General features: G+C 60.4%; 23 protein-coding genes. 12 read left to right on the forward strand and 11 right to left on the reverse strand.

All coding sequences use genetic code 11. From position 1 onward, the window contains the following. Window positions 1-171: 171 nt before the first annotated feature. Window positions 172-1,524, forward strand: a complete 1,353-nt coding sequence (locus tag AO388_RS25565; RefSeq protein WP_003363255.1) for a dicarboxylate/amino acid:cation symporter — start codon at window positions 172-174, stop codon at window positions 1,522-1,524. A gap of 66 nt (window positions 1,525-1,590) precedes the next feature. On the opposite strand, the gene AO388_RS25570 is transcribed toward AO388_RS25565, so the two are convergent. Continuing rightward, the gene (locus tag AO388_RS25570; protein ID WP_058417404.1) at window positions 1,591-2,085 is read right to left on the reverse strand and encodes a SprT family zinc-dependent metalloprotease; all 495 of its coding nucleotides are present in this window, start codon (window positions 2,083-2,085) and stop codon (window positions 1,591-1,593) included. Between the two features lie 194 nt (window positions 2,086-2,279). Here AO388_RS25570 and ttcA point away from each other — a divergent pair, with 194 nt between their 5' ends. Beyond that, window positions 2,280-3,104: a tRNA 2-thiocytidine(32) synthetase TtcA gene (gene ttcA, locus AO388_RS25575; RefSeq protein WP_058417405.1), complete on the forward strand. Its 825-nt coding sequence runs from the start codon at window positions 2,280-2,282 to the stop codon at window positions 3,102-3,104. Between the two features lie 6 nt (window positions 3,105-3,110). On the opposite strand, the gene AO388_RS25580 is transcribed toward ttcA, so the two are convergent. The 3 genes from AO388_RS25580 to arsC form a co-directional block, all read right to left on the reverse strand. Continuing rightward, a complete protein-coding gene (locus AO388_RS25580; protein ID WP_003363252.1) occupies window positions 3,111-3,782 on the reverse strand; it encodes a DNA-3-methyladenine glycosylase I in 672 nt (223 codons plus the stop codon). 99 nt (window positions 3,783-3,881) lie between these two features. Next, window positions 3,882-4,487, reverse strand: coding sequence for an NAD(P)H:quinone oxidoreductase (wrbA, locus tag AO388_RS25585; protein WP_003363251.1), 606 nt, complete (start codon window positions 4,485-4,487; stop codon window positions 3,882-3,884). Beyond that, on the reverse strand, window positions 4,484-4,837 hold the full coding sequence (gene arsC, locus AO388_RS25590) for an arsenate reductase (glutaredoxin) (protein ID WP_003314592.1): 354 nt from the start codon (window positions 4,835-4,837) through the stop codon (window positions 4,484-4,486). Before arsC ends, wrbA begins: the two co-directional genes overlap by 4 nt. A gap of 129 nt (window positions 4,838-4,966) precedes the next feature. On the opposite strand from arsC, the gene AO388_RS25595 reads away from it, so the two are divergent. Beyond that, window positions 4,967-5,434, forward strand: a complete 468-nt coding sequence (locus AO388_RS25595) for a TlpA disulfide reductase family protein (RefSeq protein WP_058397146.1) — start codon at window positions 4,967-4,969, stop codon at window positions 5,432-5,434. A 143-nt stretch (window positions 5,435-5,577) separates the two neighbouring features. On the opposite strand, the gene AO388_RS25600 is transcribed toward AO388_RS25595, so the two are convergent. From AO388_RS25600 to AO388_RS25610, 3 genes are all read right to left on the reverse strand, one after another. Further along, window positions 5,578-5,985 carry an META domain-containing protein gene (locus AO388_RS25600; RefSeq protein ID WP_003363249.1) on the reverse strand — a complete coding sequence of 136 codons (408 nt, stop codon included), beginning with the start codon at window positions 5,983-5,985 and terminating at the stop codon, window positions 5,578-5,580. Then, window positions 5,982-6,419: a hypothetical protein gene (locus tag AO388_RS25605; protein WP_024661367.1), complete on the reverse strand. Its 438-nt coding sequence runs from the start codon at window positions 6,417-6,419 to the stop codon at window positions 5,982-5,984. Before AO388_RS25605 ends, AO388_RS25600 begins: the two co-directional genes overlap by 4 nt. Window positions 6,420-6,499: 80 nt before the next feature. Continuing rightward, on the reverse strand, window positions 6,500-9,253 hold the full coding sequence (locus AO388_RS25610) for a response regulator (protein WP_003363246.1): 2,754 nt from the start codon (window positions 9,251-9,253) through the stop codon (window positions 6,500-6,502). A 250-nt stretch (window positions 9,254-9,503) separates the two neighbouring features. Between AO388_RS25610 and cysM the strand changes: the two genes are divergently transcribed. From cysM to AO388_RS25635, 5 genes are all read left to right on the forward strand, one after another. Next, window positions 9,504-10,406: a cysteine synthase CysM gene (cysM, locus tag AO388_RS25615; RefSeq protein ID WP_003434369.1), complete on the forward strand. Its 903-nt coding sequence runs from the start codon at window positions 9,504-9,506 to the stop codon at window positions 10,404-10,406. Continuing rightward, window positions 10,406-11,761 (forward strand): 23S rRNA (uracil(1939)-C(5))-methyltransferase RlmD, encoded by a 1,356-nt coding sequence (gene rlmD, locus AO388_RS25620; protein WP_058417406.1) that lies wholly within the window; start codon window positions 10,406-10,408, stop codon window positions 11,759-11,761. The genes cysM and rlmD overlap by 1 nt, the downstream gene beginning before the upstream one ends. A gap of 156 nt (window positions 11,762-11,917) precedes the next feature. Continuing rightward, complete coding sequence (relA, locus tag AO388_RS25625; protein WP_003434372.1) at window positions 11,918-14,161, forward strand: GTP diphosphokinase; 2,244 nt, start codon at window positions 11,918-11,920, stop codon at window positions 14,159-14,161. Window positions 14,162-14,188: 27 nt separating this feature from the next. Beyond that, complete coding sequence (gene mazG / locus AO388_RS25630) at window positions 14,189-15,022, forward strand: nucleoside triphosphate pyrophosphohydrolase (protein WP_003349676.1); 834 nt, start codon at window positions 14,189-14,191, stop codon at window positions 15,020-15,022. A 30-nt stretch (window positions 15,023-15,052) separates the two neighbouring features. Then, window positions 15,053-15,592 (forward strand): DUF2058 domain-containing protein, encoded by a 540-nt coding sequence (locus tag AO388_RS25635; RefSeq protein ID WP_003349677.1) that lies wholly within the window; start codon window positions 15,053-15,055, stop codon window positions 15,590-15,592. A gap of 78 nt (window positions 15,593-15,670) precedes the next feature. Here AO388_RS25635 and AO388_RS25640 read toward each other — a convergent pair whose 3' ends face one another. From AO388_RS25640 to purM, 4 genes are all read right to left on the reverse strand, one after another. Continuing rightward, complete coding sequence (locus AO388_RS25640) at window positions 15,671-15,850, reverse strand: hypothetical protein (RefSeq protein ID WP_002554613.1); 180 nt, start codon at window positions 15,848-15,850, stop codon at window positions 15,671-15,673. An 853-nt stretch (window positions 15,851-16,703) separates the two neighbouring features. Then, window positions 16,704-17,417, reverse strand: a complete 714-nt coding sequence (locus tag AO388_RS25645) for a DUF3108 domain-containing protein (RefSeq protein WP_003369623.1) — start codon at window positions 17,415-17,417, stop codon at window positions 16,704-16,706. A gap of 8 nt (window positions 17,418-17,425) precedes the next feature. After that, window positions 17,426-18,076, reverse strand: coding sequence for a phosphoribosylglycinamide formyltransferase (gene purN / locus AO388_RS25650; protein WP_058417407.1), 651 nt, complete (start codon window positions 18,074-18,076; stop codon window positions 17,426-17,428). Beyond that, window positions 18,076-19,134 carry a phosphoribosylformylglycinamidine cyclo-ligase gene (purM, locus tag AO388_RS25655; protein ID WP_003369626.1) on the reverse strand — a complete coding sequence of 353 codons (1,059 nt, stop codon included), beginning with the start codon at window positions 19,132-19,134 and terminating at the stop codon, window positions 18,076-18,078. The genes purN and purM overlap by 1 nt, the downstream gene beginning before the upstream one ends. Before the next feature lie 341 nt (window positions 19,135-19,475). Between purM and AO388_RS25660 the strand changes: the two genes are divergently transcribed. The 4 genes from AO388_RS25660 to AO388_RS25675 all read left to right on the forward strand — a co-directional run bounded on the left by AO388_RS25660 (window position 19,476) and on the right by AO388_RS25675 (window position 23,513). Then, complete coding sequence (locus AO388_RS25660) at window positions 19,476-20,549, forward strand: DUF2066 domain-containing protein (RefSeq protein WP_058417408.1); 1,074 nt, start codon at window positions 19,476-19,478, stop codon at window positions 20,547-20,549. Between the two features lie 39 nt (window positions 20,550-20,588). Next, on the forward strand, window positions 20,589-21,662 hold the full coding sequence (locus AO388_RS25665; RefSeq protein WP_003434374.1) for an AI-2E family transporter: 1,074 nt from the start codon (window positions 20,589-20,591) through the stop codon (window positions 21,660-21,662). Window positions 21,663-22,050: 388 nt separating this feature from the next. Further along, window positions 22,051-22,755, forward strand: a complete 705-nt coding sequence (gene hda, locus AO388_RS25670) for a DnaA regulatory inactivator Hda (protein ID WP_003369632.1) — start codon at window positions 22,051-22,053, stop codon at window positions 22,753-22,755. Further along, window positions 22,749-23,513 carry an NAD-dependent deacylase gene (locus AO388_RS25675; RefSeq protein ID WP_003369633.1) on the forward strand — a complete coding sequence of 255 codons (765 nt, stop codon included), beginning with the start codon at window positions 22,749-22,751 and terminating at the stop codon, window positions 23,511-23,513. Before hda ends, AO388_RS25675 begins: the two co-directional genes overlap by 7 nt. Window positions 23,514-23,527: the final 14 nt, after the last annotated feature.

The raw sequence follows: 23,527 nt of genomic DNA on the forward strand, positions 1-23,527 counted from the left end.
CGGGGTTTTGATATCAAAATGATTCTATGGCACGCGTATTGCTACCTACATGGCAGAGGCCTGCCTTGCGCAGCTCGACAAAACAAATCCCTCCAGTGCAGGAGGGTTAGCGCTTTATAGGCTCGCGTGCATCAGGTGAAGATGCCGACGACGCCCTTGAGGAAAACTGCAATGACGACTCGTCAGCCCATCTACAAATCCCTCTATTTTCAGGTAATCGTAGCGATTGTCATCGGTATCCTGATCGGTCACTTCTATCCGGACACCGGCAAGGCGTTAAAACCGCTGGGTGACGGGTTCATCAAACTGATCAAGATGGTCATTGCCCCGATCATCTTCTGTACCGTTGTCAGCGGCATCGCCGGCATGCAGAGCATGAAGTCGGTCGGCAAGACCGGCGGCTACGCGCTGCTGTACTTCGAGATCGTTTCGACCATCGCCCTGCTGATCGGTCTGATCGTGGTCAACGTGGTTCAGCCGGGTGTCGGCATGAACATCGACGTCAGCACGCTCGACGCTTCGAAGATCGCCGCCTACGTCACTGCCGGTCAGGATCAGAGCATCGTCGGCTTTATCCTTAACGTGATTCCGAACACCATCGTCGGCGCGTTTGCCAACGGCGATATCCTGCAAGTGCTGATGTTCTCGGTGATCTTCGGCTTCGCGCTGCATCGCCTGGGTGCCTACGGCAAGCCGGTTCTGGACTTCATCGATCGCTTCGCCCACGTGATGTTCAACATCATCAACATGATCATGAAACTGGCCCCGCTGGGTGCGTTCGGTGCCATGGCCTTCACCATCGGTGCCTATGGCGTCAGCTCGCTGGTGCAGCTGGGTCAGTTGATGATCTGCTTCTACATCACCTGCGTTCTGTTCATCGTGTTTGTACTGGGCGCGATCGCCCGCGCTCACGGCTTCAGCATCTTCAAGCTGATTCGCTACATCCGTGAAGAGCTGTTGATCGTACTGGGTACTTCTTCTTCGGAGTCGGCCTTGCCGCGCATGCTGATCAAGATGGAGCGCCTGGGTGCCAAGAAGTCTGTGGTTGGTCTGGTTATCCCGACGGGCTACTCGTTCAACCTGGACGGTACGTCGATCTACCTGACCATGGCTGCCGTGTTCATCGCTCAGGCGACCAACACGCACATGGACATCACGCACCAGATCACCCTGTTGCTGGTGTTGCTGCTGTCGTCCAAAGGTGCTGCCGGCGTAACCGGTAGCGGCTTCATTGTACTGGCTGCGACCCTGTCGGCAGTAGGCCACCTGCCGGTTGCCGGTCTGGCGCTGATTCTGGGTATCGACCGCTTCATGTCCGAAGCCCGCGCACTGACCAACCTGGTCGGTAACGCTGTTGCTACCGTTGTGGTTGCCAAGTGGGTCGGCGAGCTGGACACCGACAAGCTGCAGTCCGAGCTGGCTTCCGGTGGCTCTGCCATTCTGGAAACCCGTCCTGAAGACGACCTCGGCGTTGCCGAAGGCCCGACTCCAGCGGCTGCGGTGAACACCACCAAGACCGTCTGATAACCTTCAGGCCATAAAAAACCCATCTTCGGATGGGTTTTTTTATGCCTGCAGTTTGCCGGAGGATTATTCCGTGCGCGTCTCGCCGCTGAACACCAGAGGCTCGCGGCAGCGACGGCACAGGTAGCGTCGTCCCTTGCGGACCATACCGTGACGCTGCGCGGTGAACGGAAAGTCGCTGTCGGGGCACGGGCAGCGGTAGATGTAACGGATCACACTGCGCCGTTTGATCGCATAGGTATGGCAGCGATTGGGCGGCAGCTCATAGACGCCGCGCATGATCAATTGCCATTCTTCGCCGTGTGGCTGAATGCTGCTACCGAACAACTGGTGGGCAATCAGGTGCGCGACCTCGTGGGGCACGGTCTGGCGCAGGAAGTCTTCGGCGTTTTCCTTGTAGAGCTGCGGGTTGAAGCGCAACAGGTTTTCATGCAGATGAGCGACACCGGCCTTCTGCCCGCGCAACTGGAAACTGACCACCGGGCGTTTGAAGGTGCGCTTGAAGAAGGCTTCGGCTTGTTGGTAACAGGTCTCGACGCGTGAATTGAGTTGTTCGGGCATGCTGTGGGGTTCTCCAGTGCGCCAAGTATGCCGCAATGTGGCTAAGCTCTGAACATGCCAGCCGCCCGGTGGTCATTTTTGATCCAGTGTGGTCGCCTGTCTGAACAGTAAGAGCGCAGCATATTTAACCAATGGTCGGTTACGGGTAAAATGTTCGGCTTTTCTCAAGCTACCGTCAGCGGATATTTCCATACATGGGCACCCTTTCAGTCAATCAGAACAAACTGCAGAAACGTCTGCGTCGGCTGGCCGGCGAAGCGGTTGCCGACTTCAATATGATCGAAGAGGGTGACAAGGTCATGGTCTGCCTGTCCGGCGGCAAGGACAGTTACACCATGCTCGATGTGCTGATGCACTTGCAGAAGGTCGCGCCGATCAAGTTCGACATCGTGGCGGTCAACATGGACCAGAAGCAGCCCGGTTTCCCTGAGCACGTGCTGCCTGCCTACCTGAAAGAACTGGGTATCGAGTACCACATCGTCGAGAAAGACACGTATTCAGTGGTCAAGGAATTGATCCCCGAAGGCAAGACCACCTGCTCGCTGTGTTCACGGCTGCGTCGCGGCACGCTTTACACGTTCGCGGACGAGATCGGTGCCACCAAGATGGCGCTCGGGCACCACCGCGACGACATCGTCGAGACATTCTTTCTCAACATGTTCTTCAATGGCTCATTGAAGGCCATGCCGCCCAAGCTGCGGGCCGATGACGGCCGCAACGTGGTGATTCGTCCGTTGGCGTACTGCCATGAAAAGGACATTCAGGCCTATTCGGATTTCAAACAGTTTCCGATCATCCCGTGCAACCTGTGCGGCTCGCAGGAGAACCTGCAGCGTCAGGTGGTCAAGGAGATGCTGCAGGACTGGGAGCGCAAGACGCCAGGCCGGACGGAGAGCATCTTCCGCGCCCTGCAGAACGTGCAGCCCTCGCAGTTGGCCGACCGCAACCTGTTCGATTTCGGCAACCTGCGCATCGACGAAACCGCTGCGTCGCGGTTCGTCAATGTGGTCAATCTCTGACGGCACTCAGTGGTTGACGGTGAACGCCAGCATGGCTGACAGCTGGCACATCGGCCGACCGCTTTCTGCGTGCCACTGGTTGAAGACGTCCTGCACGATCGCCTGATCGCGTTTGCTGCTTGGTACACGGTCGACGATATCCTGCGCGTTCAGGGCGGCAACCACATCCCAGGTCGGAATGAAGGTGTCCTTGCCGATCATGCGCAGAAAGCGCGGCGCTGACAGGCCGCCCATCTGGTTACCGTGTTTGGCGATGTACTGCCACAGGCCTGTGATGTTATCGACTGGCCACTCAGCGATGAACTTGCCGAAACTGCCATGCTCCTGCTCGATGTCCAGAATCAGTTGTGCATTGCGCGGCACGCTCTTGAGCTTGCCCAGATGACGAATGATGCGCGCGTCCTGCATCAGCCGTTCCAGGTGATCGGCGCCCATCAGCACGACTTTCTCCGGGTCGAAGCGAAAGAACACTTCTTCGAACGCTGGCCACTTGGCGTCCACCAGGCTGTGTTTCAGGCCTGCGCGGAAAACCCGCAGGGCCATGGTCGACAGATAGCGGTCGGCGCTGATGGCTTGCAGTTGTTTGGGTGTTTTGGGGGAGGGCAGATGAGCTTCCAGAGCTTTGGCGGAGCCGAATCGATTCAGGCAATACTCGTTCAGCCATTTGTAGTCGTGCATCGGTTCTCCAAAGAAATTCAACAGGCAGGACAAGGGTTCAGACCGACCCTTGCCCTGCAAGTTTACGATTTAACTGAAAGCATCCGGCGCTCTGCCGATTCAGCTGCGCGGCGCGTCCAGTTGCACTGCGGTCTTGGCCAGACGCTGGCCCAGCGCGCGGCACAGGTCGGTTTCATGACGGTCCAGCGCGCGCTTGCCATCGGCACCGGCGTGATGGCTGGGACCGTAGGGCGTGCCACCCCCGGTGGTTTCCAGCAGCGCCGATTCGCTGTAGGGCAGGCCCATGATCAGCATGCCGTGGTGCAGCAGCGGCAGCAGCATCGACATCAACGTGGTTTCCTGACCACCGTGCAGGCTGGCGGTGGAGGTAAAGACGCCAGCGGGTTTGCCGACCAGTGCGCCGGTCAGCCACAGGTTGCTGGTGCCGTCGAGGAAGTATTTCAGCGGCGCGGCCATGTTGCCGAAGCGTGTCGGGCTGCCCAGCGCCAGGCCGGAGCAGTTTTTCAGGTCGTCGAGGGTCGCGTACAGCGCACCGCTTTCCGGAATCTCGGGGGCGGTCGCTTCGCAGTCGGCGGAAACGGCAGGTACGGTGCGCAGCCGTGCTTCCATGCCGCCCAGTTCGATGCCGCGGGCAACCTGCCGGGCCATTTCGCTGGTGGAGCCGTTGCGGCTGTAATAAAGGACCAGAATGTAGGGTGTGCTCACGGCAGCAGCTCCAGAATGTTCTCGGGTGGGCGGCCAATGACAGCCTTGTCGCCAGCGACCAGAATCGGTCGTTCGATCAGTTTGGGGTGAGCGGCCATGGCGGCGATCAGTTGCTCGTCGCTCAGGCTCGGGTCGGCCAGATTGAGCTGCTTGTAATCGTCCTCGCCGGTACGCAGCAGTTGCCGGGCACCGATGCCCAGCTTGCCGAGCAGGTCGCGCACACGGTCGGCGTCGGGCGGGGTTTCCAGGTACAGGACGATGTCCGGCGTCAGGCCGCGGGCCTGAAGCAGTTCCAGCGCGCCGCGGGACTTGCTGCAGCGCGGGTTGTGATACAGCGTCAGATCGGTCATTTGCACGTCGCATCTTGTGTGGGGTGGCGTATTCTAACCAGCGATGGCACTGTCCGACATATCAGATGGTCAATAGTCGTGGCTTGGGTATAAGTAATTGCAGGTTGAACGGGGCGAGGAAACAGGCAAATGGTAAGGCGATTAACAGCAGCGGTAATACTTTTCGGCAGTTTGCTGCTCAGCGGATGTGGCGTGGACCTGGGCACAGATCAGAATGGCCAGAAGGTCGCCAGCGAACGCATCAAAGGGCACTGGCTGGTGGTCAACTACTGGGCCGAATGGTGTGGCCCTTGCCGTACCGAGGTTCCGGAGTTCAATGCATTGTCCGAGCAGCTCAAGGACAAGAAGGTCACCGTGCTGGGGGTCAACTTCGACAACCTGCAGGGCGACGAGCTGAAAAGCGCTGCCAATGCACTGGGCATCAAATTCACCGTGCTCGCCCAGGACCCGGCCGAGCAATACAGCCTGCCGCCCTCCGAGGCATTGCCGGTGACCTACATCATCGACGACAAGGGCAAGATGCGCGAACAACTGCTCGGCGAGCAGTCAGCCGCCACCGTGATCCAGAAGCTAAAGACGTTGCGCGGTGAGGGGTGATCAGATCGGTTCTGGGCGCTCTGCGTCGAAAGAGGACGCGGAGCGTCCAGAACGGCATGCGACGCGGAGNCGCTCCAGCGTGGGAATGCAGTTCTGGACGCTACGCGTCGCAAGTTACGCGGAGCTTCGGCACGATAGTTACATCAGCTGTCTTCCAGCCAGAAACGCAATGGCTTGCCCTGCGTTGGCCACAGACGCAACTGCTCGATGGGCGAGATATCCCAGCGCTGCACACTGCTGATCGCCTTGATAAAGCGCTGTTCCTGCTCCATCAACGCCGGCGCGCACATCTTGCGCGTCTTGCCCACCGGACCGAAACTGATGCTGTGATCGTTCAGCGTATAGGGCGCAAACCAGTGGTTGCACCCCGCATTGCCATACGCACGGCCATCGGCACCCAGCGTCATGGTCAAGCGACTGTTATCGATCAGCGGGCGTTCGCCTATCCACTCCGTTACATAACTGTGATCCTGCTGGATCGGCAGCGTGTCAGCGGTACAACCGGCCAGCAGCGCGCCGCCGATCAGGCTCAGGAGCGCAAACTGTTTCATGCCGCTTTCTCCTGGCACTTCTTGCAGAAATGCTTCTCGCCCTCGGTTTTCCAGCCCAGCTCCGCGATGCGCGCGGTAGCGGCCGGTTTCTGCGCCTTGACGCCCAGTTTGCTCTCTACCATGAACTCGAAGTTCAGTTCGGCGGCGCAGCTGTCGCAATTCACTTTCCACTGATGAATCGCCAACTCGTCGAATACCGGGCCTTTGGCCACCGCAATCCACTGGCCGGGCGGGTTGATCAGGTGCCGGACTTTTTCGACGGTAAGGCGCATGTGCAGGCTTTTGCTGCCTTTGATGGTCACTAATAACTGGTCGTTATCGTGAATCGAGCCGCCGTTGCCGGTGACCTGGTAGCGACCGGGTGCCAGCGTGCGGCATTCGGTCAGCGTGTGCTGGGGGTTGAGCATGCTGTAGCGAAAATCGTGTTCGACCATGGGTCCTCCAAAATTGCGCGCATCCTAACATGCTCTGTCCATGCTGGAGTGTCAGGCACGACAGGCGTCCCGTCGCGCGCTCACGCCATGACCCGGGCCTCGGCTTCCAGGCGAATGATGGCCTTGTCCAGATCGTCCAGAGCCGCTTCGGTGTGCGGCGCATTTTGCTTGAGCAGGGTTTCGGCGCGCTGGCAGGCACTGCGCAGCTGGGGAACGCCGCAATAACGTGTTGCGCCGTGCAGACGGTGGATGCGCTCGATCAAGGCGTGTACATCCTGACTGGCGCGCGCCACACGAATGGCTTCGCGGTCGGCGTCCAGTGAAGCCAGCAGCATGGCCAGCATGTCGGCGGCGAGATCCGCCTTGCCCGCGGCCAGGCGCAACCCCTCCTCATGATCCAGCACCAGCGGCCCTACGTGGACCTCGGGCGCTTCATTCTGGCGTTCCGGCGCAGGATTGCGCAGCGCCAGCCCTGTCCACTTGAGCACCACCTGCGCCAGTTGCCGTTCGCTGATCGGCTTGGTCAGGTAGTCGTCCATACCGCTTTGCAGCAGTGAGCGTTTTTCGTTGGCCATCGCATGGGCGGTGAGGGCTACGATCGGCAGTGAGCTCTGGTTGCGTTCGGCCTCCCAGGTGCGGATCGCCTCGGTGGCCTGACGACCGTCCATGCCGGGCATTTGCACGTCCATCAACACCAGGTCGAACGCTTCTTGCTGTACGGCGTTGACCGCTGCGTAACCACCCTCGACAGCGACCACTTCAGCGCCCATGTCTTCGAGCAGGGTCTGTACCAGCAGCAGGTTGGCCGGGTTGTCATCCACGCACAGCACTCGCGGCGCGCGGCTCGACAATGGCGGGCCGATGTCGGCACGCACCGCTCGCGGCGCGATCAGCTCGGACAGGGCTTTTTGCAGTTTGCGGGTGCAGGCGGGCTTGGCCTGCAGTTGCGTGTAGACATCGTGGACCGCCAGCTGGAACAGCGCGTGCTCGGTGGTCGGGCACAGCACCATGACCTTGCAGTTGAGGTTCTCCAGGTCCCAGATGTGCTGGCGCAGCCGTTCCGGAGAGATTTCCAGCGCCGTCACGCCAAGTACCGCCAGATCGATGGCCGCTGGCGTCTCGTGCGCTGCGGTCACGCCGTTGAGCAGGTTTTCCAGATTATTGAACACGATGGTCTGCAGGCCGCAGTCTTCCAGCTGATGCTCCAGCGCCTGGCGCGCCAGGTCATGATGTTCAAGCACTGCGGCGCGCAGGCCTCCGAGCGGAATATTGAGTGATTCTTCCTTGTCTTCGCGGGCCTTGGGCAGTTTCAGGCTGATCCAGAATTCCGAACCTTCGCCCGGTGTGCTGTCGACACCGATTTCGCCGCCCATCTGTTCGATCAGGCGTTTGGAGATCACCAGACCCAGTCCGGTACCGCCCGGTTGGCGCGAGAGCGAGTTGTCGGCCTGGCTGAAGGCCTGGAACAGTGCCCGCACATCCTGGCTGGACAGGCCGATCCCGGTGTCCTGCACGCTGATGCGCAGTTGCGCGTGCTCTTCGGTTTCATCCTCGAGCATGGCGCGCGCGACGATCGTGCCTTCGCGGGTGAACTTGATCGCGTTGCTGACCAGGTTGGTCAGAATCTGCCGCAGACGCAGCGGGTCGCCGGACAGCGCCAGTGGCGTATCGCGGTACACCAGACTGACCAGCTCCAGCTGTTTGGCGTGCGCCGCCGGGGCGAGGATGGTCAAGGTGTCCTGCAACAGGTCGCGCAGGTTGAACGGGATGTTATCGAGCACCAGCTTGCCGGCCTCGATTTTCGAGAAGTCGAGAATCTCGTTGATGATGCTCAGCAGGTTGTCGGCGGACTTCTCGATGGTGCCCAGGTAGTCGAACTGGCGCGGGGTCAGCTCGCTTTTCTGCAATAAATGGGTGAAGCCCAGAATGCCATTGAGCGGCGTGCGGATTTCATGGCTCATGTTGGCCAGGAATTCGGACTTGATCCGGCTTGCTTCAAGCGCTTCCTTGCGTGCCAGGTCGAGTTCGATGTTCTGGATTTCGATGGTCTCCAGATTCTGCCGGACATCCTCGGTTGCCTGATCGATGCTCAGTTGCAGTTCTTCCTGTGCGTTCTGCAGCGTTGCCGCCATGCGGTTGATGCCCGACGCCAGCTCATCCAGCTCCCGGCTGCCCAGCGGTGGCAGGCGGGTTTCCAGATTGCCGTCCTTGAGTTGCGACACGGCCTGCTTGATCTGGCTCATCGGCCCGTTGATGGTGCGGCTCATACGTACCGCGAGGGTCGCGGTAAACGCCAGCCCGGTGAGGATCAGCAGCAGGCTGGCAAACAGGCTTCGGTAACCGCGCAGCAGCGTGCCGTTATGGGAGATTTCAAGCTCGACCCAGCCCAGCAGGGTGTCGGCTTCGGCAGGAATGATCGGACTGGTCAGATGCCGTTGACTGCCGAAGACCGGCAGCAGGTAGCGCGTGGCGTCGGTGCCGGTCGAGCTGAGCAATTGCGAGCCGCTGCCAATCGGCGACGGACTGATCATGGTCGGCCCGGCGTGGGCCAACTCCGTGCGATCGGTGTCGAGAAACGACACGGCGCGCACGTCGGTCTGCTCCAGCGTCTGGGTGGCAATGCGACTGAGCAGCACTTTGTCCTTGCGCCCCAGTGCATTGGCGGCAAGCGGCGCAAGGTCCTGGGCAATCATTTCGCCGCGTTGCAGCAACTGGCTTTGCAGTTCGCTCAACTGCATCCAGGTGAAATAACCACCGAGCATCGCCGCCATCAGGCTGGCAGGCAGAATAGTCAGTAGCAGCACACGGCCTTTTATACCCAGCTTGGTCAGCACGCTCTTCCTCCGGCAACACGTATCAGTCCGTCGATATCAGGCATCGGCTGCCTTGCTGTATCGGCACAAGGGGATGAGTTTAGCCATTTACCGTCGGCATGGGCACCTAACTCTCTGTGCTGAGCAGGGCGGCAGTGGAAAAATCAGCGCTTATTCTTTTTGGGAATAAACAGCGCACTTTGCGTGATATGGGCTTTGGCCGTTTGCCGTTATGATAGGCACCCCCCGCAGTCTGGATTGCGAAGACGCCATGACCCTGCAGTATCAAACCATTGCCGATTGCGTCGGCAACACCCCGCTGGTGCGTCTGCAACGCATGGCGGGCAACACCAGCAATACCCTCCTGTTGAAACTCGAAGGTAACAACCCCGCTGGCTCGGTAAAAGACCGCCCGGCCTTGTCGATGATCACCCGCGCCGAGTTGCGCGGCCAGATCCATCCAGGCGACACGCTGATCGAAGCGACCTCCGGCAATACCGGAATCGCGCTGGCCATGGCCGCGGCGATCAAGGGCTACCGGATGATTCTGATCATGCCGGACAACTCCAGTGCCGAACGCAAGGCCGCCATGACTGCCTATGGCGCCGAGCTGATTTCGGTCAGCAAGGACCAGGGCATGGAAGGCGCCCGTGATCTGGCCGAGCGCATGCAGGCCGAAGGCCGCGGCAAAGTGCTCGATCAGTTCGCCAATGGCGACAATCCCGAGGCGCATTACACGTCCACCGGTCCGGAAATCTGGCGGCAGACGGGCGGTACCGTGACCCATTTCGTCAGCTCGATGGGCACCACCGGCACCATCATGGGCACCTCGCGCTACCTCAAGGAGCAGAATCCGGACGTGCAGATCGTCGGTCTGCAACCGATGGAGGGCGCTTCGATCCCCGGTATTCGCCGCTGGCCGCATGAATACCTGCCGAAAATCTATCAGTCGGACCGTGTCGACCGCATCATCGACATGGGCCAGACCGAAGCCGAAGACACCATGCGCCGACTGGCGCGCGAAGAAGGCATCTTCTGTGGCGTGTCGTCCGGTGGCTCGGTCGCCGGGGCGTTGCGTATTTCCCAGGAAGTCGAAAACGCCGTGATTGTGGCGATCATCTGTGACCGAGGCGACCGTTACCTGTCGACCGGCGTCTATGATTCGCCCAACTGATGGCCAAGCACGAAAGAGGTTTGCGCTTTCAGCCTGCGGGCGGCGTTAAAACCGTACAGATTCCTGCCGGTAAAAAGCAGCGGTTGACCATCGAGCGGCTGTCCGACGACGGTCGCGGTATCGCTTTTCTCGAGGGTAAAACCTGGTTTGTCGCTGGCAGTCTGGCCGGCGAAGAGGTCGAAGCGCGCGTGCTCAATGCGCGCGGCAAGGTCGTCGAGGCGCGCACCGAGCGGGTCTTCACCGCCAGCACCATGCGTCGCGCTCCGGCCTGTGAGTATTTCGGTCGCTGTGGCGGCTGCAGTGTTCAGCATGTGCCCCACGAAGAACAGCTTGCCCTGAAACAGCGCATGCTCGCCGAGCAATTGTTGCGCGTGGCGAATGCTGTGCCGGATGAATGGGCGGCACCTTTGAGCGGTGCCGAGCTGGCCTATCGCCGACGCGCGCGGGTCGCTGTTCGCTGGGATGCCAAGGCCAAAAGGCTGGACGTGGGGTTCCGCGCAGCCGCCAGTCAGGACATCGTCAGCATCGAACACTGTCCGGTGCTGGTACAGGCCTTGCAACCCATCATGAATGAGTTGCCTGGCATGCTGAAAAACTTCAGCAAACCGCAGGCGCTGGGTCACGTCGAGTTGTTCAGTGGGGTTGCGACTGCCGTGTTGTTGCGCCACACCGCGCCGCTTGCCGAGGTCGACCTGGCGCTGTTGCAGGCGTTTTGCTCCAAGCACGGCGCGCAGCTGTGGCTGCACGGCGAGGGCGAGCCCCAACCGGCCAGCCCCGGCGATACGCTGGGTTACCGGCTGGAGCGGTGGAACCTGCAACTGGCCTGGCGACCGGGAGATTTCATTCAGGTCAATGCGGCGGTCAACACCGCGATGATCGAGCAGGCCCTGCAATGGCTGGCGCCTGCAAAAGACGAACGTGTCATGGACCTGTTCTGTGGTCTGGGCAATTTCGCCTTGCCGCTGGCGGGTCTGGCCAGGGAAGTGGTGGCGGTCGAAGGCGTTGCGACCATGGTCGAGCGTGCAGCCGTCAACGCAATGAGTAATGATCTGCACAATGTGCAGTTTTTTCAGGCGGATCTTTCCCAGCCGCTGACACATGCCGACTGGGCGGCAGAAGGGTTTTCTGCGGTACTCTTGGACCCACCGCGTGACGGGGCCTTTGAAGTGGTCCGCCAGATCAGAAAGACGGGGGCCCGGCGACTGCTTTATGTTTCATGTAATCCGGCAACTTTGGCTCGTGACACGGTCGAACTGATCAGTCAGGGCTACCGATTAAAACGTGCCGGAATCCTCGATATGTTTCCTCAGACGGCGCATGTCGAGGCGATGGCTTTATTTGAAATGAGTAAGTGAGCGGCGTTCACTGGAACGAGTTCGTTGCTGACAGGGAATCTCATTTAATCCGACTGGCCCGCGAATGCCGGTCCTTGCTTGCCCGGCAAGTGGCATTCGCTCAGAAGGCTGGCGACTGATGGCGCTTTTCATCGCGCCTTAGGGAAGGTAAGCAGCATGGTACAGGTGAGAGCGAACCAGCCGATAAACACAGACGGCAGTATCAATCTCGACGCGTGGCTCGATCATATTGTCAGCGTCGACCTGGTCCTGGACCGGGAAGTCATGAAAAAGGCCTGTGAGTTTGCCCGGGAAGCCGAGCAGACCGACAAGGCCCACAAGAATCATTGGGCAGAGGGCACCTCCAGTTTCCAGACCGGTCTGGAGATCGCGGAGATTCTGGCTGACCTCAAGCTGGATCAGGACTCACTGGTCGCTGCGGTCATTTACCGTGGTGTGCGTGAAGGCCTCGTTGCGCTGCCGGACGTCGAGCAGCGCTTTGGCGCAACGGTCGCCAAACTCATCGACGGCGTGCTGCGCATGGCCGCGATCAGCGCCAGCCTCAGCCCTCGTCAGTCTCTGGTACTCGGCAGTCAGGCGCAGGTCGAAAACCTGCGCAAGATGCTGGTGGCGATGGTCGACGACGTTCGTGTTGCGCTGATCAAACTGGCCGAACGTACCTGCGCGATTCGTGCGGTGAAGAACGCCGACGACGAAAAACGCAACCGTGTGGCCCGCGAAGTCTTCGACATCTATGCACCGCTGGCCCACCGCCTGGGTATCGGACATATCAAGTGGGAGCTGGAAGACCTGTCCTTCCGCTACCTGGAGCCCGATCAGTACAAGCAGATCGCCAAGCTGTTGCATGAGCGCAGGCTGGACCGCGAGCGCTTCATCAGCGACGTCATGTCCCAGCTCGACAACGAGCTGCAGGCTACTGGCGTGACCGCTGACATCAGTGGCCGTGCCAAGCATATCTACTCCATCTGGCGCAAAATGCAGCGCAAGGGCCTGGCGTTCAGCCAGATCTATGACGTCCGTGCGCTGCGTGTGCTGGTCCCGGAAATGCGCGATTGCTACACCGCGCTGGGTATCGTGCACACGTTGTGGCGGCATATTCCCAAAGAGTTCGACGATTACATCGCCAACCCCAAGGAAAACGGCTATCGCTCGCTGCACACCGCCGTGATCGGGCCGGAAGGCAAGGTGCTGGAAGTGCAGATCCGCACCCACGCCATGCATGAAGAGGCCGAGTTGGGCGTTTGTGCGCACTGGCGCTATAAAGGCACCGACGTCAAATCCGGCTCCAATCATTACGAAGAGAAGATTTCCTGGCTGCGTCAGGTGCTCGAATGGCATGAAGAGCTGGGCGACATTGGCGGCCTGGCAGACCAACTGCGAGTCGATATCGAGCCTGACCGCGTCTACGTCTTCACCCCTGACGGCCACGCCATCGACCTGCCCAAGGGCGCGACACCACTGGACTTCGCCTATCGGGTGCACACCGAAATCGGCCATAACTGCCGGGGTGCAAAGATCAATGGCCGCATCGTCCCGCTCAACTACAGCCTGCAGACCGGCGAGCAGGTCGAGATCATCACCAGCAAGCACGGTACGCCAAGCCGCGACTGGCTGAACTCGAACCTGGGGTACATCACCACCTCGCGCGCGCGGGCCAAGATCGTTCACTGGTTCAAGTTGCAGGCCCGCGATCAGAACGTCGCCGCCGGCAGAACCCTGATCGAACGCGAACTGGCGCGCCTGGCGTTGCCTCAGGTCGATTTCGACAAGCTGGCGGAAAAAGCCAATCACAAGACCGCCGACGACATGTTCGCGGCCTTGGGCGCAGGCGACCTGCGTCTGGCGCAACTGGTCAATCTGGCCCAGCAGCAGGTCGAGCCTGATCGCGTCAATGAACAGCTGGAACTGATCCCGCGCAAGGCCACCGGCTACAAGCCCGGCAAGCGGGGGGATATTCAGATTCAGGGCGTTGGCAACCTGATGACGCAGATGGCCGGCTGCTGCCAGCCGCTGCCGGGCGATGCCATCGTCGGTTATATCACCCAGGGTCGTGGCGTCAGCATCCACCGTCAGGATTGCGCTTCGGTGCTGCAACTGGGCGGTCGCGAGCCCGAGCGGATCATTCAGGTCAGCTGGGGACCGGTGCCGGTGCTCACCTATCCGGTGGACATCATCATTCGCGCCTACGACCGTTCCGGCTTGCTGCGGGATGTCACCCAGGTGCTGCTCAACGAGCGGATCAACGTGCTGGCGGTCAACACCCGTTCGAACAAGGAAGACAACACTGCGCTTATGTCCCTGACCATCGAGATTCCAGGTCTGGACGCGCTGGGGCGGTTGCTGGGGCGTATTTCCCAGTTGCCGAACATCATTGAAACGCGCAGGAACAGGACGCCATAAGCGTCGCCTGCGCTCACAGGGAGCCCCATGCATACAGTTCAAGACCTGCTGAACCTCATGGCCCGGCTGCGTGATCCGCAGTTCGGCTGCCCGTGGGACCTGAAGCAGACGTACGCCAGCATCGTGCCGCACACGCTGGAAGAAGCCTATGAAGTGGCCGACGCCATCGAACAGGGCGACCTTGACCATCTGAAGGGTGAGTTGGGTGACCTGCTGTTTCAGGTGGTCTTCTATGCGCAGTTGGCCAAAGAGGAAGGCCGGTTTGAGTTCGACGACGTCATCGACGGTATTACCCGCAAGTTGCTGCGTCGCCATCCGCACGTGTTTCCGACTGGCGAGCTGTACGCGCCGGCAGAAACGCCACGCCTGACCGACGAGCAGGTCAATCTTCGTTGGGACGAAATCAAGGCCGAGGAGCGTGCCGAGAAGGCCGGTGTGCCCGAGCAGTTGTCGCTGCTCGACGACGTGCCCCGGGCCTTGCCCGCGTTGAGTCGGGCAGCCAAACTGCAGAAGCGTGCGGCGCAGGTGGGTTTCGACTGGCCTGCGGCATTGCCGGTGGTCGACAAGGTGCGTGAAGAACTCGATGAAATTCTCGAGGCCATGGTCGACAATGACGCCGAGGGCATTGCCGAGGAAGTCGGCGACCTGCTGTTCAGCGTCGTCAACCTGGCCCGACACCTCAAGGTCGACCCGGAAACTGCGCTACGCTCGGCCAATAGCAAGTTCGACAGACGCTTCCGATTCATTGAACAGGCTTTGCGCCACCTGCAGCGTCCTATCGAAGCGTGCTCGCTCGAAGAAATGGATGCGTTGTGGGGCGAAGCCAAACGTCAGGAAAAGAGCACACCCGGCTGCGGCTGAGTGTGCGGTAACGGTATAAGTGAGTAGACAATGAGCCTTTCCCTTCGCGATCAGTTGCTCAAGGCAGGTCTGGTCAACCAAAAGCAGGCCAAGCAGGTCGGCAAAGAAAAGCAGAAAGAGCAGCGTCTGGTGCACAAGGGTCAGGCGCAGGCCGATGACTCGCAAAAGCGTGCGGCCCAGGAGGCCATGGCCGAGAAGGCCAAGCGTGATCAGGAGCTGAACCGTCAGCAGCAGGAGAAGGTCGAGCAGAAGGCCCGCGCCGCTCAGGTCAAGCAACTGATCGAAGTGTCGCGCCTGCCCAAGCTGATCACCGAGGATTACTACAACTTCGTTGACGACAAAAAGGTAAAACGCATCCCGGTCAACGCCATGGTGCGCAACAAGCTCAGCAGCGGTTCACTGGCCATCGTTCACCACGGCGGCGGTTACGAGATCATTCCGCGGGAGGCTGCGCTGAAGATCCAGGAGCGTGACCCGCGTCGTATCGTGCTGCTCAACACCCCGACCGAAGCGCCGGATGCAGACGACCCGTATGCGGCGTATCAGGTGCCTGACGATCTGATGTGGTAAGCCCACAGCGCTGTCATTGAGGTGTCAAGACAAAACCCGCATTCAGCGGGTTTTGTCTTTTACTGTTCTTGGATTTGTTCAGTGGTTGCCCTGGCTTTCCAGCGCTTCCAGCTCTTCCTTATAGCGAAGGGCATCGGACTCAACGTGGAACATGCCTACCAGTTGGTCCTGTTGGTGCACGTCCCAGATCTGGATGCCGTCGGCAACGGCTTCGTGAGAGAGGTGGGCGTCGTCGCGTTCAGTAACTCTGACAGTCATAGTAGTAAGCTCCTGACTTTGATGGCCTGAATGGTTAGGCCTCTGGATACTGCGGCGATGTGTCGCAGGACTCTTTTATAGGATTTGTTAGCTGCCTAAGTAAATAGCCTGTTCAGGTTCCCCGGTGGTCATAAACTGATCGATCCTCTGCAGCCCTTGCATGACGCGGCTTACAGCGCAGTGGTGGCAAAATGAAGGATGTTTCATGTGCTTCTAGCCTGTCCGAACGCTCGCGTAAACGCCGTTCCAGACGCTCCGCGTCCTCTTGACGACGCAGAGCGTCGAGAACTGCATTCCCACGCTGGAGCGTGAGGAACGATCATCGCAACATCGTGCCGATGCTCCGCGCTTCTGCCCGTAGGCCGTGGGAGTGAGCTTGCTCACGAAGGGCAGGTGCAGGCGCGACTATCGTGCCGCGCTCTGCGTCGCATGCCTTTCCAGACGCTCCGCGTCCTCTTGACGACGCAGAGCGTCGAGAACTGCATTCCCACGCTGGAGCGTGAGGAACGATCATCGCAACATCGTGCCGATGCTCCGCGCTTCTGCCCGAAGGGCGTGGGAGTGAGCTTGCTCACGAAGGGCAGGTGCAGGCCCGACTATCGTGCGGCGCTCCGCGTCCTCTTGGCGACGCAGAGCGTCGAGAACTGCATTCCCGCGCTGGAGCGTGAGGAACGATCACCTCAACTATCGTGCCCGATGCTCTGCGCTTCTGCCCGAAGGGCGTGGGAGTGAGCTTGCTCACGAAGGGGGCGGTGCAGGCGCGACTATCGTGCGGCGCTCTGCGTCGCATGCCTTCAGCCAATAAAAAGCCCCGCTAAAAAGCGGGGCTCTGTGGTGCGTGCTGTCAGGGCAATCAGCTGCCTTTGACGGCCTTGCCGTTGACGGTGCCGTCCAGCAAGACGATGTTGTATTCCTTGCCGTCGGTTTCGACCTGTTGCAGGCGGACCAGCAGGTAATCCCAGTCCTTGGCGAACCACAGCACAGTGGTGCGCTTGCTTTGCGTCGGGTCACGCACGCGCTCGACCTTGATCGCATCGACCTGGCCGGTCTTGGTGGTGACTTTTTCCGAACCCAGCACGCGGAAGTCGTAGGTGTCTACTTCATCACCGTCGACAACCTGATAGCTCATGCTCTTCTTGCCCTCAGCGATGTCGTGTTGCAACGCCAGCTGATAGGTGGACTTGTCGAGGATGCCACGGTTGAGCGGCAGCTTGATCGCATCGCCACGGTCGGTGCCGGTGACGAACTTGGTGTTCCAGTCGAACGCCAGATCGACCTTCTTGGATTTACCCAGGCCACTGCGCTCGAAGTTGTAGGTCTGCGGCAGCAGGGTGTCCTTGTCGACCTTCAGGGTGCTGACTTCAGTCAGGCTGGCGATCATCATCGAGGCCTTGAAGCTCAGGGTCCAGGTGCCATTGGCGCCGGCTTCCAGGCTGCGTTCGGCCGTGCCACTCATGGGCAGCTGTTTCCAGTCGGCGGTGTAGCTGGCGGAGAAGGGTTGAAGGTCTGCGGCCTGTACGGCAGGCAAGGCGAGCAGAGCGAAAGCGAAGAGCAGAGCGCGACGCATAGTATCTCCTAATATCGAATCAGATGGCCGCTGGCCGGGAGTAACTGGCTATCGAGTAACGCACCTTGTTCACCAAGGCTCAGTCGGCCTTCGGCAAACCAGCGAATGGCCAGTGGGTAAATACGGTGCTCTTGAACATGGACCCGTTGCGCGAGCGTTGCGGGCGTGTCGTGCAACTGTACCGAAATAACAGCCTGTACGACCAGTGGGCCGCCATCGAGTTCCTCGGTAACGAAATGCACGCTGCAACCATGCTCGGTGTCGCCGGCCTCCAGCGCACGCTTGTGCGTGTGCAAGCCTTTGTAACGCGGCAGCAGGGAAGGGTGAATATTCAGCAGGCGGCCATGGTAGTGGCGAACGAATCCTGCGCTGAGAATGCGCATGAACCCGGCCAATACGACCAACTGTGGCTGGAAGGCGTCGATCCGTTCGATCAGCGCTGCATCGAAGGCTTCACGGCCCTCGTATGCGGTGTGATCCAGTACGCAGGTTTCGATGCCTGCGTCCCTTGCACGTTGCAGGCCGAATGCATCTGCGCGGTTGGAAATCACCGCGCGGATGCGGACGGGGCTGGCCCCGTCCTTGAAGCTGTCGATCATCGCTTGCAGGTTGCCGCCGGTGCCGGACAACAGCACCACGACTTCGCAGATGGCTGGCATCAATGCGCCTTGAGGTTTTTCAGCTCGACCTGTGCTGCGCCTTCGGCAGCGGTGGCGATCTGGCCGATCACCCAAGGCTGCTCGCCAGCTTCACGCAGCACCTTCAGTGCTGCTTCGACGTGCTCCTGAGCGACGCAGATCACCATGCCCACGCCGCAGTTCAGCACACGGTGCATCTCGTTTTCCGCAACGTTGCCTTGCTGCTGCAGCCAGTCGAACACGGCCGGACGCTGCCAGCTGGCGACGTCGACCACGGCCTGAGCGCCTTCCGGCAGTACGCGTGGAATGTTGTCGAGCAGGCCGCCGCCGGTGATGTGGGCCATGGCCTTGACTGCGCCGGTTTCCTTGATCAGCTTGAGCAGCGGCTTCACGTAGATGCGGGTCGGCGCCATCAGCAGTTCGGTCAGTGGCTTGCCGTCCAGCTGGATGGTTTCGATATCGGCGCCTGCCACTTCGATGATCTTGCGGATCAGCGAGTAGCCGTTGGAGTGCGGGCCGGACGATGGCAGGGCGAGCAGGGCGTCACCGGCAGCGACTTTCGAGCCGTCGATGATCTCGGCCTTTTCCACGACGCCGACGCAGAAGCCTGCCAGGTCGTAGTCTTCGCCTTCGTACATGCCCGGCATTTCAGCGGTTTCGCCGCCGACCAGCGAGCAGCCGGCCAGTTCGCAGCCGGCGCCGATGCCGGTGACGACCTGAGCGGCGGTGTCGACGTTCAGCTTGCCGGTGGCGTAGTAATCGAGGAAGAACAGTGGCTCTGCGCCGCAGACCACCAGGTCATTGACGCACATGGCGACCAGGTCGATGCCGATGGTGTCGTGCTTGTTCAGGTTCAGCGCCAGACGCAGCTTGGTGCCCACGCCGTCGGTGCCGGAAACCAGAACCGGTTGCTTGTAGCCGGCCGGGATTTCGCAGAGGGCGCCGAAGCCTCCCAGGCCGCCCATGACTTCCGGACGCTTGGTGCGCTTGGCGACGCTCTTGATGCGTTCGACCAATGCTTCACCGGCGTCGATGTCTACACCGGCGTCTTTATAGCTCAGGGAGGGTTGCTTGCTCATAGAAAATCCAGGCCTTTAGGGGGGATTCGGAGGTATCGACCGCTGCGTTAGGGCCCGTTCAGCACCGCGCTGTCATGCGGTGGTAATGTTGGGGCCATAGCGATTGCCGGTCTGCGAAGGCGCGCGATTTTATCAGGCTTGCTCATCAGGGGCCATCCTTGCGCCGACAACAGGGCGGTGTTGCACCAAATTAACCTCGAGCAGGTGGCCTGTCAGTGCGAGCCTGGACGTTTAGGGTGTACTTTATGCGCGAACTGAATGATAGGTGGTTCACGTCTGTCCCAGACTGGTACACCTGCTGAAACCGCTTCTTTTTACTTTTTTCCGTTCGGGAACTGTCCATGCGTTTTTCCAGAATTCTTCTAGTCGGCTGTCTGTCCCTGATCAGCCTTCCCAGCCTTGCCGAAACGGTCAGCAACCTTTATCAGGTTCGCGAGCCGGTCAATGGCCAGTCGCCCGATGAGCGCACGCGGGCCACGCAGGCCGCCGTCGAAACCCTGGTGCTGCGCCTGACCGGCGACGCCAAGGCCGTGCAGGGCTCGGCCATCGCCGCACTGCGCAAGGACCCGCAGCAGATCATCAGCCAGTACGGCTACGAGGCCGGCCCGCCGGAAACCCTGCTGGTCGACTTCGATCCGGCCACCACCGACCGTGCCTTGCACGATGCGGGGTTGCCGATCTGGGGCAGCAATCGCCCGTCGATTCTCGGCTGGTGGCTGAATGACTCGGTGGAAGGCTCGAATCTGGTCGGCGACGGTCAGGCCGCTGCCGAACCCTTGCGCCAGGCCGCTCAGCACCGCGGACTGCCGCTGCGTCTGCCGCTGGCTGATTTGAGCGAGCAGGGTATCGGTAATGCGAAAACCCTGGAGGGCACTGACCCTGCGCCGCTCAAGGAAGCCTCCGAGCGCTATGGCGCTGACGCGATACTGGCCGTGCACGCCCGGGAAGATGGCGGTCAGTGGCAGGGCAAATGGCGCTTGTGGCTGGGTGATCAGCGCGAACAGGGCACCGCAACCGGTGCCACGTCCGAGGCCTTGGCCGATGCGGTGCTGCTGTCGGTCAGCGAGCGTCTGGCTCCGCGCTTCGTCGCCAAGCCCGGTGCGTCGACCGGCATGCTGATCCAGGTCCAAGGCATGACACTCGAGCGCTATGCGCAACTGCTTCAGTTACTCGAACCGTTCGGCGTGCGTCTGAGTTCTGTCGAGGGCGATAAAGTGGTGTTTGAGGTCAGTGGCAGCACCGATCAGCTACGCTCGCAGTTGTCGCTGGCCAAATTGCAGGAAGTGCCCGCAGCCGAAGCAGCCGCTACCGCAACGTCGCCTGCTGCGCCTGTCGATGCGACTGCGCCGGTTGCGCCAGCCAATGGAGCTGCTGCTGTTCCGGCACCTGCACCACAGCTCTATTTCCGCTGGTAACCCGGCAAGAACGCTTTTCCACTGGCTTGAGGGATGTTGATGACTGATACGCGGCGTTGGTTCTGGATCGGCGGCCTGGCCTTGCTGGTTGCATTCGTGGTGCTGTTGCACACGATCCTCACTCCTTTTCTGGTGGCGTTACTGCTGGCCTACATGGGTGATCCGCTGGTGGACCGTCTGGAGCGCGCCGGACTGTCCAGAACCCTGAGCGTTGTGGTCGTGTTCGGGTTGTTCACGCTGGTGCTGATGGCGTTGCTGCTGGTTCTGGTGCCGATGCTCGCCAAGCAGTTGTTCCGTCTTTACGAGCTGGCGCCGCAGATTCTTGACTGGCTGCAACACTCGGCGTTGCCGTGGGTCCAGGCCAAGTTCGGGCTGGCAGACGGGTTCTGGAAGTTCGACAAGATCAAGGCGGCCATCTCCGAGCATATGGGCCAGGCCGGGGACATCGTCTCTATCGTGCTGTCCCAGGCTACGGCGTCCAGCCTGGCGCTGATCGGCTGGCTGACCAATCTGGTGCTGATCCCCGTGGTGTGTTTCTACCTGCTGCGTGACTGGGACATCATGACCGGCAAGATCCGTGGCCTGCTGCCGCGTCAGCGTGAAGGGCAAATCGTCAAGCTGGCGGGCGAGTGCCACGAAGTGCTGGGCGCGTTCATACGCGGTCAGTTGCTGGTGATGGTCGGCCTTGGCGTGATCTATGCGGCCGGTCTGATGCTGGTCGGGCTGGAGCTGGGCCTGCTGATCGGCGTGATTGCCGGTCTGGCGGCCATCGTGCCTTATATGGGATTCGTGATCGGTATCGGTTCGGCGCTGGTGGCCGGGCTGTTCCAGTTTGGCGGTGACCTGTACCCGATGATGGGGATTGTGGCGGTGTTCATGATCGGTCAGGCCCTCGAGGGGATGGTGCTGACGCCGTTGCTGGTCGGTGATCGCATCGGCCTGCACCCGGTCGCCGTCATCTTCGCGATTCTGGCGGGTGGCGAGCTGTTCGGCTTCACCGGCATTCTGCTGGCCCTGCCGGTGGCGGCGGTGATCATGGTGCTGGTGCGCCACATGCATGATCTGTACAAGGACTCGGAAATCTACGCAGGCGCGGAAGATCCGGAGCTGTAAGATCGATGCAAGCCTCTTCGTCGCCCGGTGAAGAGGCTCATGCCTTGAGTGCATGCTCCCTGCAAACGCCCTGTCCTGGGCTCTGTACGAAAAGTGGCTGCGCTCGGTGATGCTTCGTTAAAAACAGGCTCGGATGCGAGTCCAATCGGAATGCTCATTTACAACACGTAGAGTCGAGCGCGACCCCGGCCGTTCCTCGCCTGTTTTTGCCTTGCCTGACCTTCGCCCGCCGACTTTTCGTACAGCGCCTGGACGGCGCTTTACTCTCCCTGACGCAAACCTTTGATTTTGCTTGAGGTCTGTCGCATTGTGCGACCAGCGTCACGGGTATAAACTTTGCGCTCTTTACACAGAGGCCCTTGACGGTTTGCATGAGCCGTTAGTCAGCATGAAACCGATTCAGCTGCCCCTGAGTGTGCGTCTGCGTGATGACGCCACTTTCGTCAATTACTATCCAGGCGCCAACGCCGCTGCACTCGGCTATGTCGAGCGGCTGTGCGAAGCCGACGCTGGCTGGACCGAAAGCCTCATCTATCTGTGGGGTAAGGACGGAGTAGGGCGCACGCACCTGCTGCAGGCTGCCTGCCTGCGTTTCGAGCAGTTGGGCGAGCCTGCGGTGTATCTGCCGCTGGCCGAAGTCATAGATGAAGGCATCGAGCTGTTCGATCATCTGGAGCAGTACGAGCTGGTGTGTCTGGACGATCTGCAGGCGATCGTCGGCAAGCCCGACTGGGAAGAAGCGCTGTTTCATCTGTTCAATCGTCTGCGTGACAGCGGGCGTCGTCTGCTGATTGCCGCGTCCAAATCGCCCCGCGAATTGCCGGTAAAGCTTCCCGACCTGAAATCGCGCCTGACCATGGCATTGGTGTTCCAGATGCGCGGGCTGTCCGACGAGGACAAGCTGCGCGCCTTGCAACTGCGTGCCTCTCGGCGTGGTCTGCACCTGACCGACGATGTCGGGCATTTCATCCTGACGCGTGGTACACGCAGCATGAGCGCGTTGTTCGAATTGCTCGAGCGCCTCGATCAGGCGTCACTCCAGGAAAAGCGCAAGCTGACCATTCCCTTCCTTAAAGAGACCCTCGGGTGGTAGATCAGGCGCTGTTGATGCAGACGGCGGCTGCCTTGCGCCATGCACAACGGATTCTGGTGATCACCGGGGCGGGTTTGTCTGCCGATTCGGGGTTGCCGACCTACCGTGGTGTGGGCGGGCTTTACAATGGCAAGACCGATGATGGCCTGCCTATCGAAATGGCCCTGTCCGGGCCCATGCTGCGCCGTGACCCCGAGCTGTGCTGGAAGTACATCGCTGAACTGGGCAGGGCGTGTCTGGGTGGCGAACCGAATATCGCGCATTACGCCATCGCCCAGTTGCAACGCATCAAACCCGAGTGCTGGGTGCTGACCCAGAACGTCGACGGTTATCACCGTGCGGCGGGCAGTCCGCCGGAGCGCCTGATCGAAATTCACGGGCAACTCTCGCCACTGTTTTGCCAATCCTGCGGTGCTGAGGATTCGCAATTGAGCGAGCACTTGCAGCGCCCTTTGCCCCCCTTATGCCCGGCATGTAGTGGCATTTTGCGACCGTCCGTCGTTCTTTTTCAGGAAATGCTTCCCGAAAAAGCCCTGGAAACACTGTATGAACAGCTGGCTAAAGGCTATGACGCAGTGCTGAGTATCGGCACCACCGCAAGCTTCCCCTACATTCACGAACCGGTCATTCGCACCAGGGTTTCCGGGGGTTTTACCGCAGAAATCAATCCGCAGCCGACGGATCACAGCGCGCAGATGGACGTCTTTTTGCCGTACCGTGCGGCACATGTCATGGCCGAACTCATAAGTCACATCTAGTTCGATTGAATTTG

Source organism: Pseudomonas sp. ICMP 10191 (assembly GCF_001467335.1).
GTDB classification, from domain to species: Bacteria; Pseudomonadota; Gammaproteobacteria; order Pseudomonadales; family Pseudomonadaceae; genus Aquipseudomonas; species Aquipseudomonas cerasi.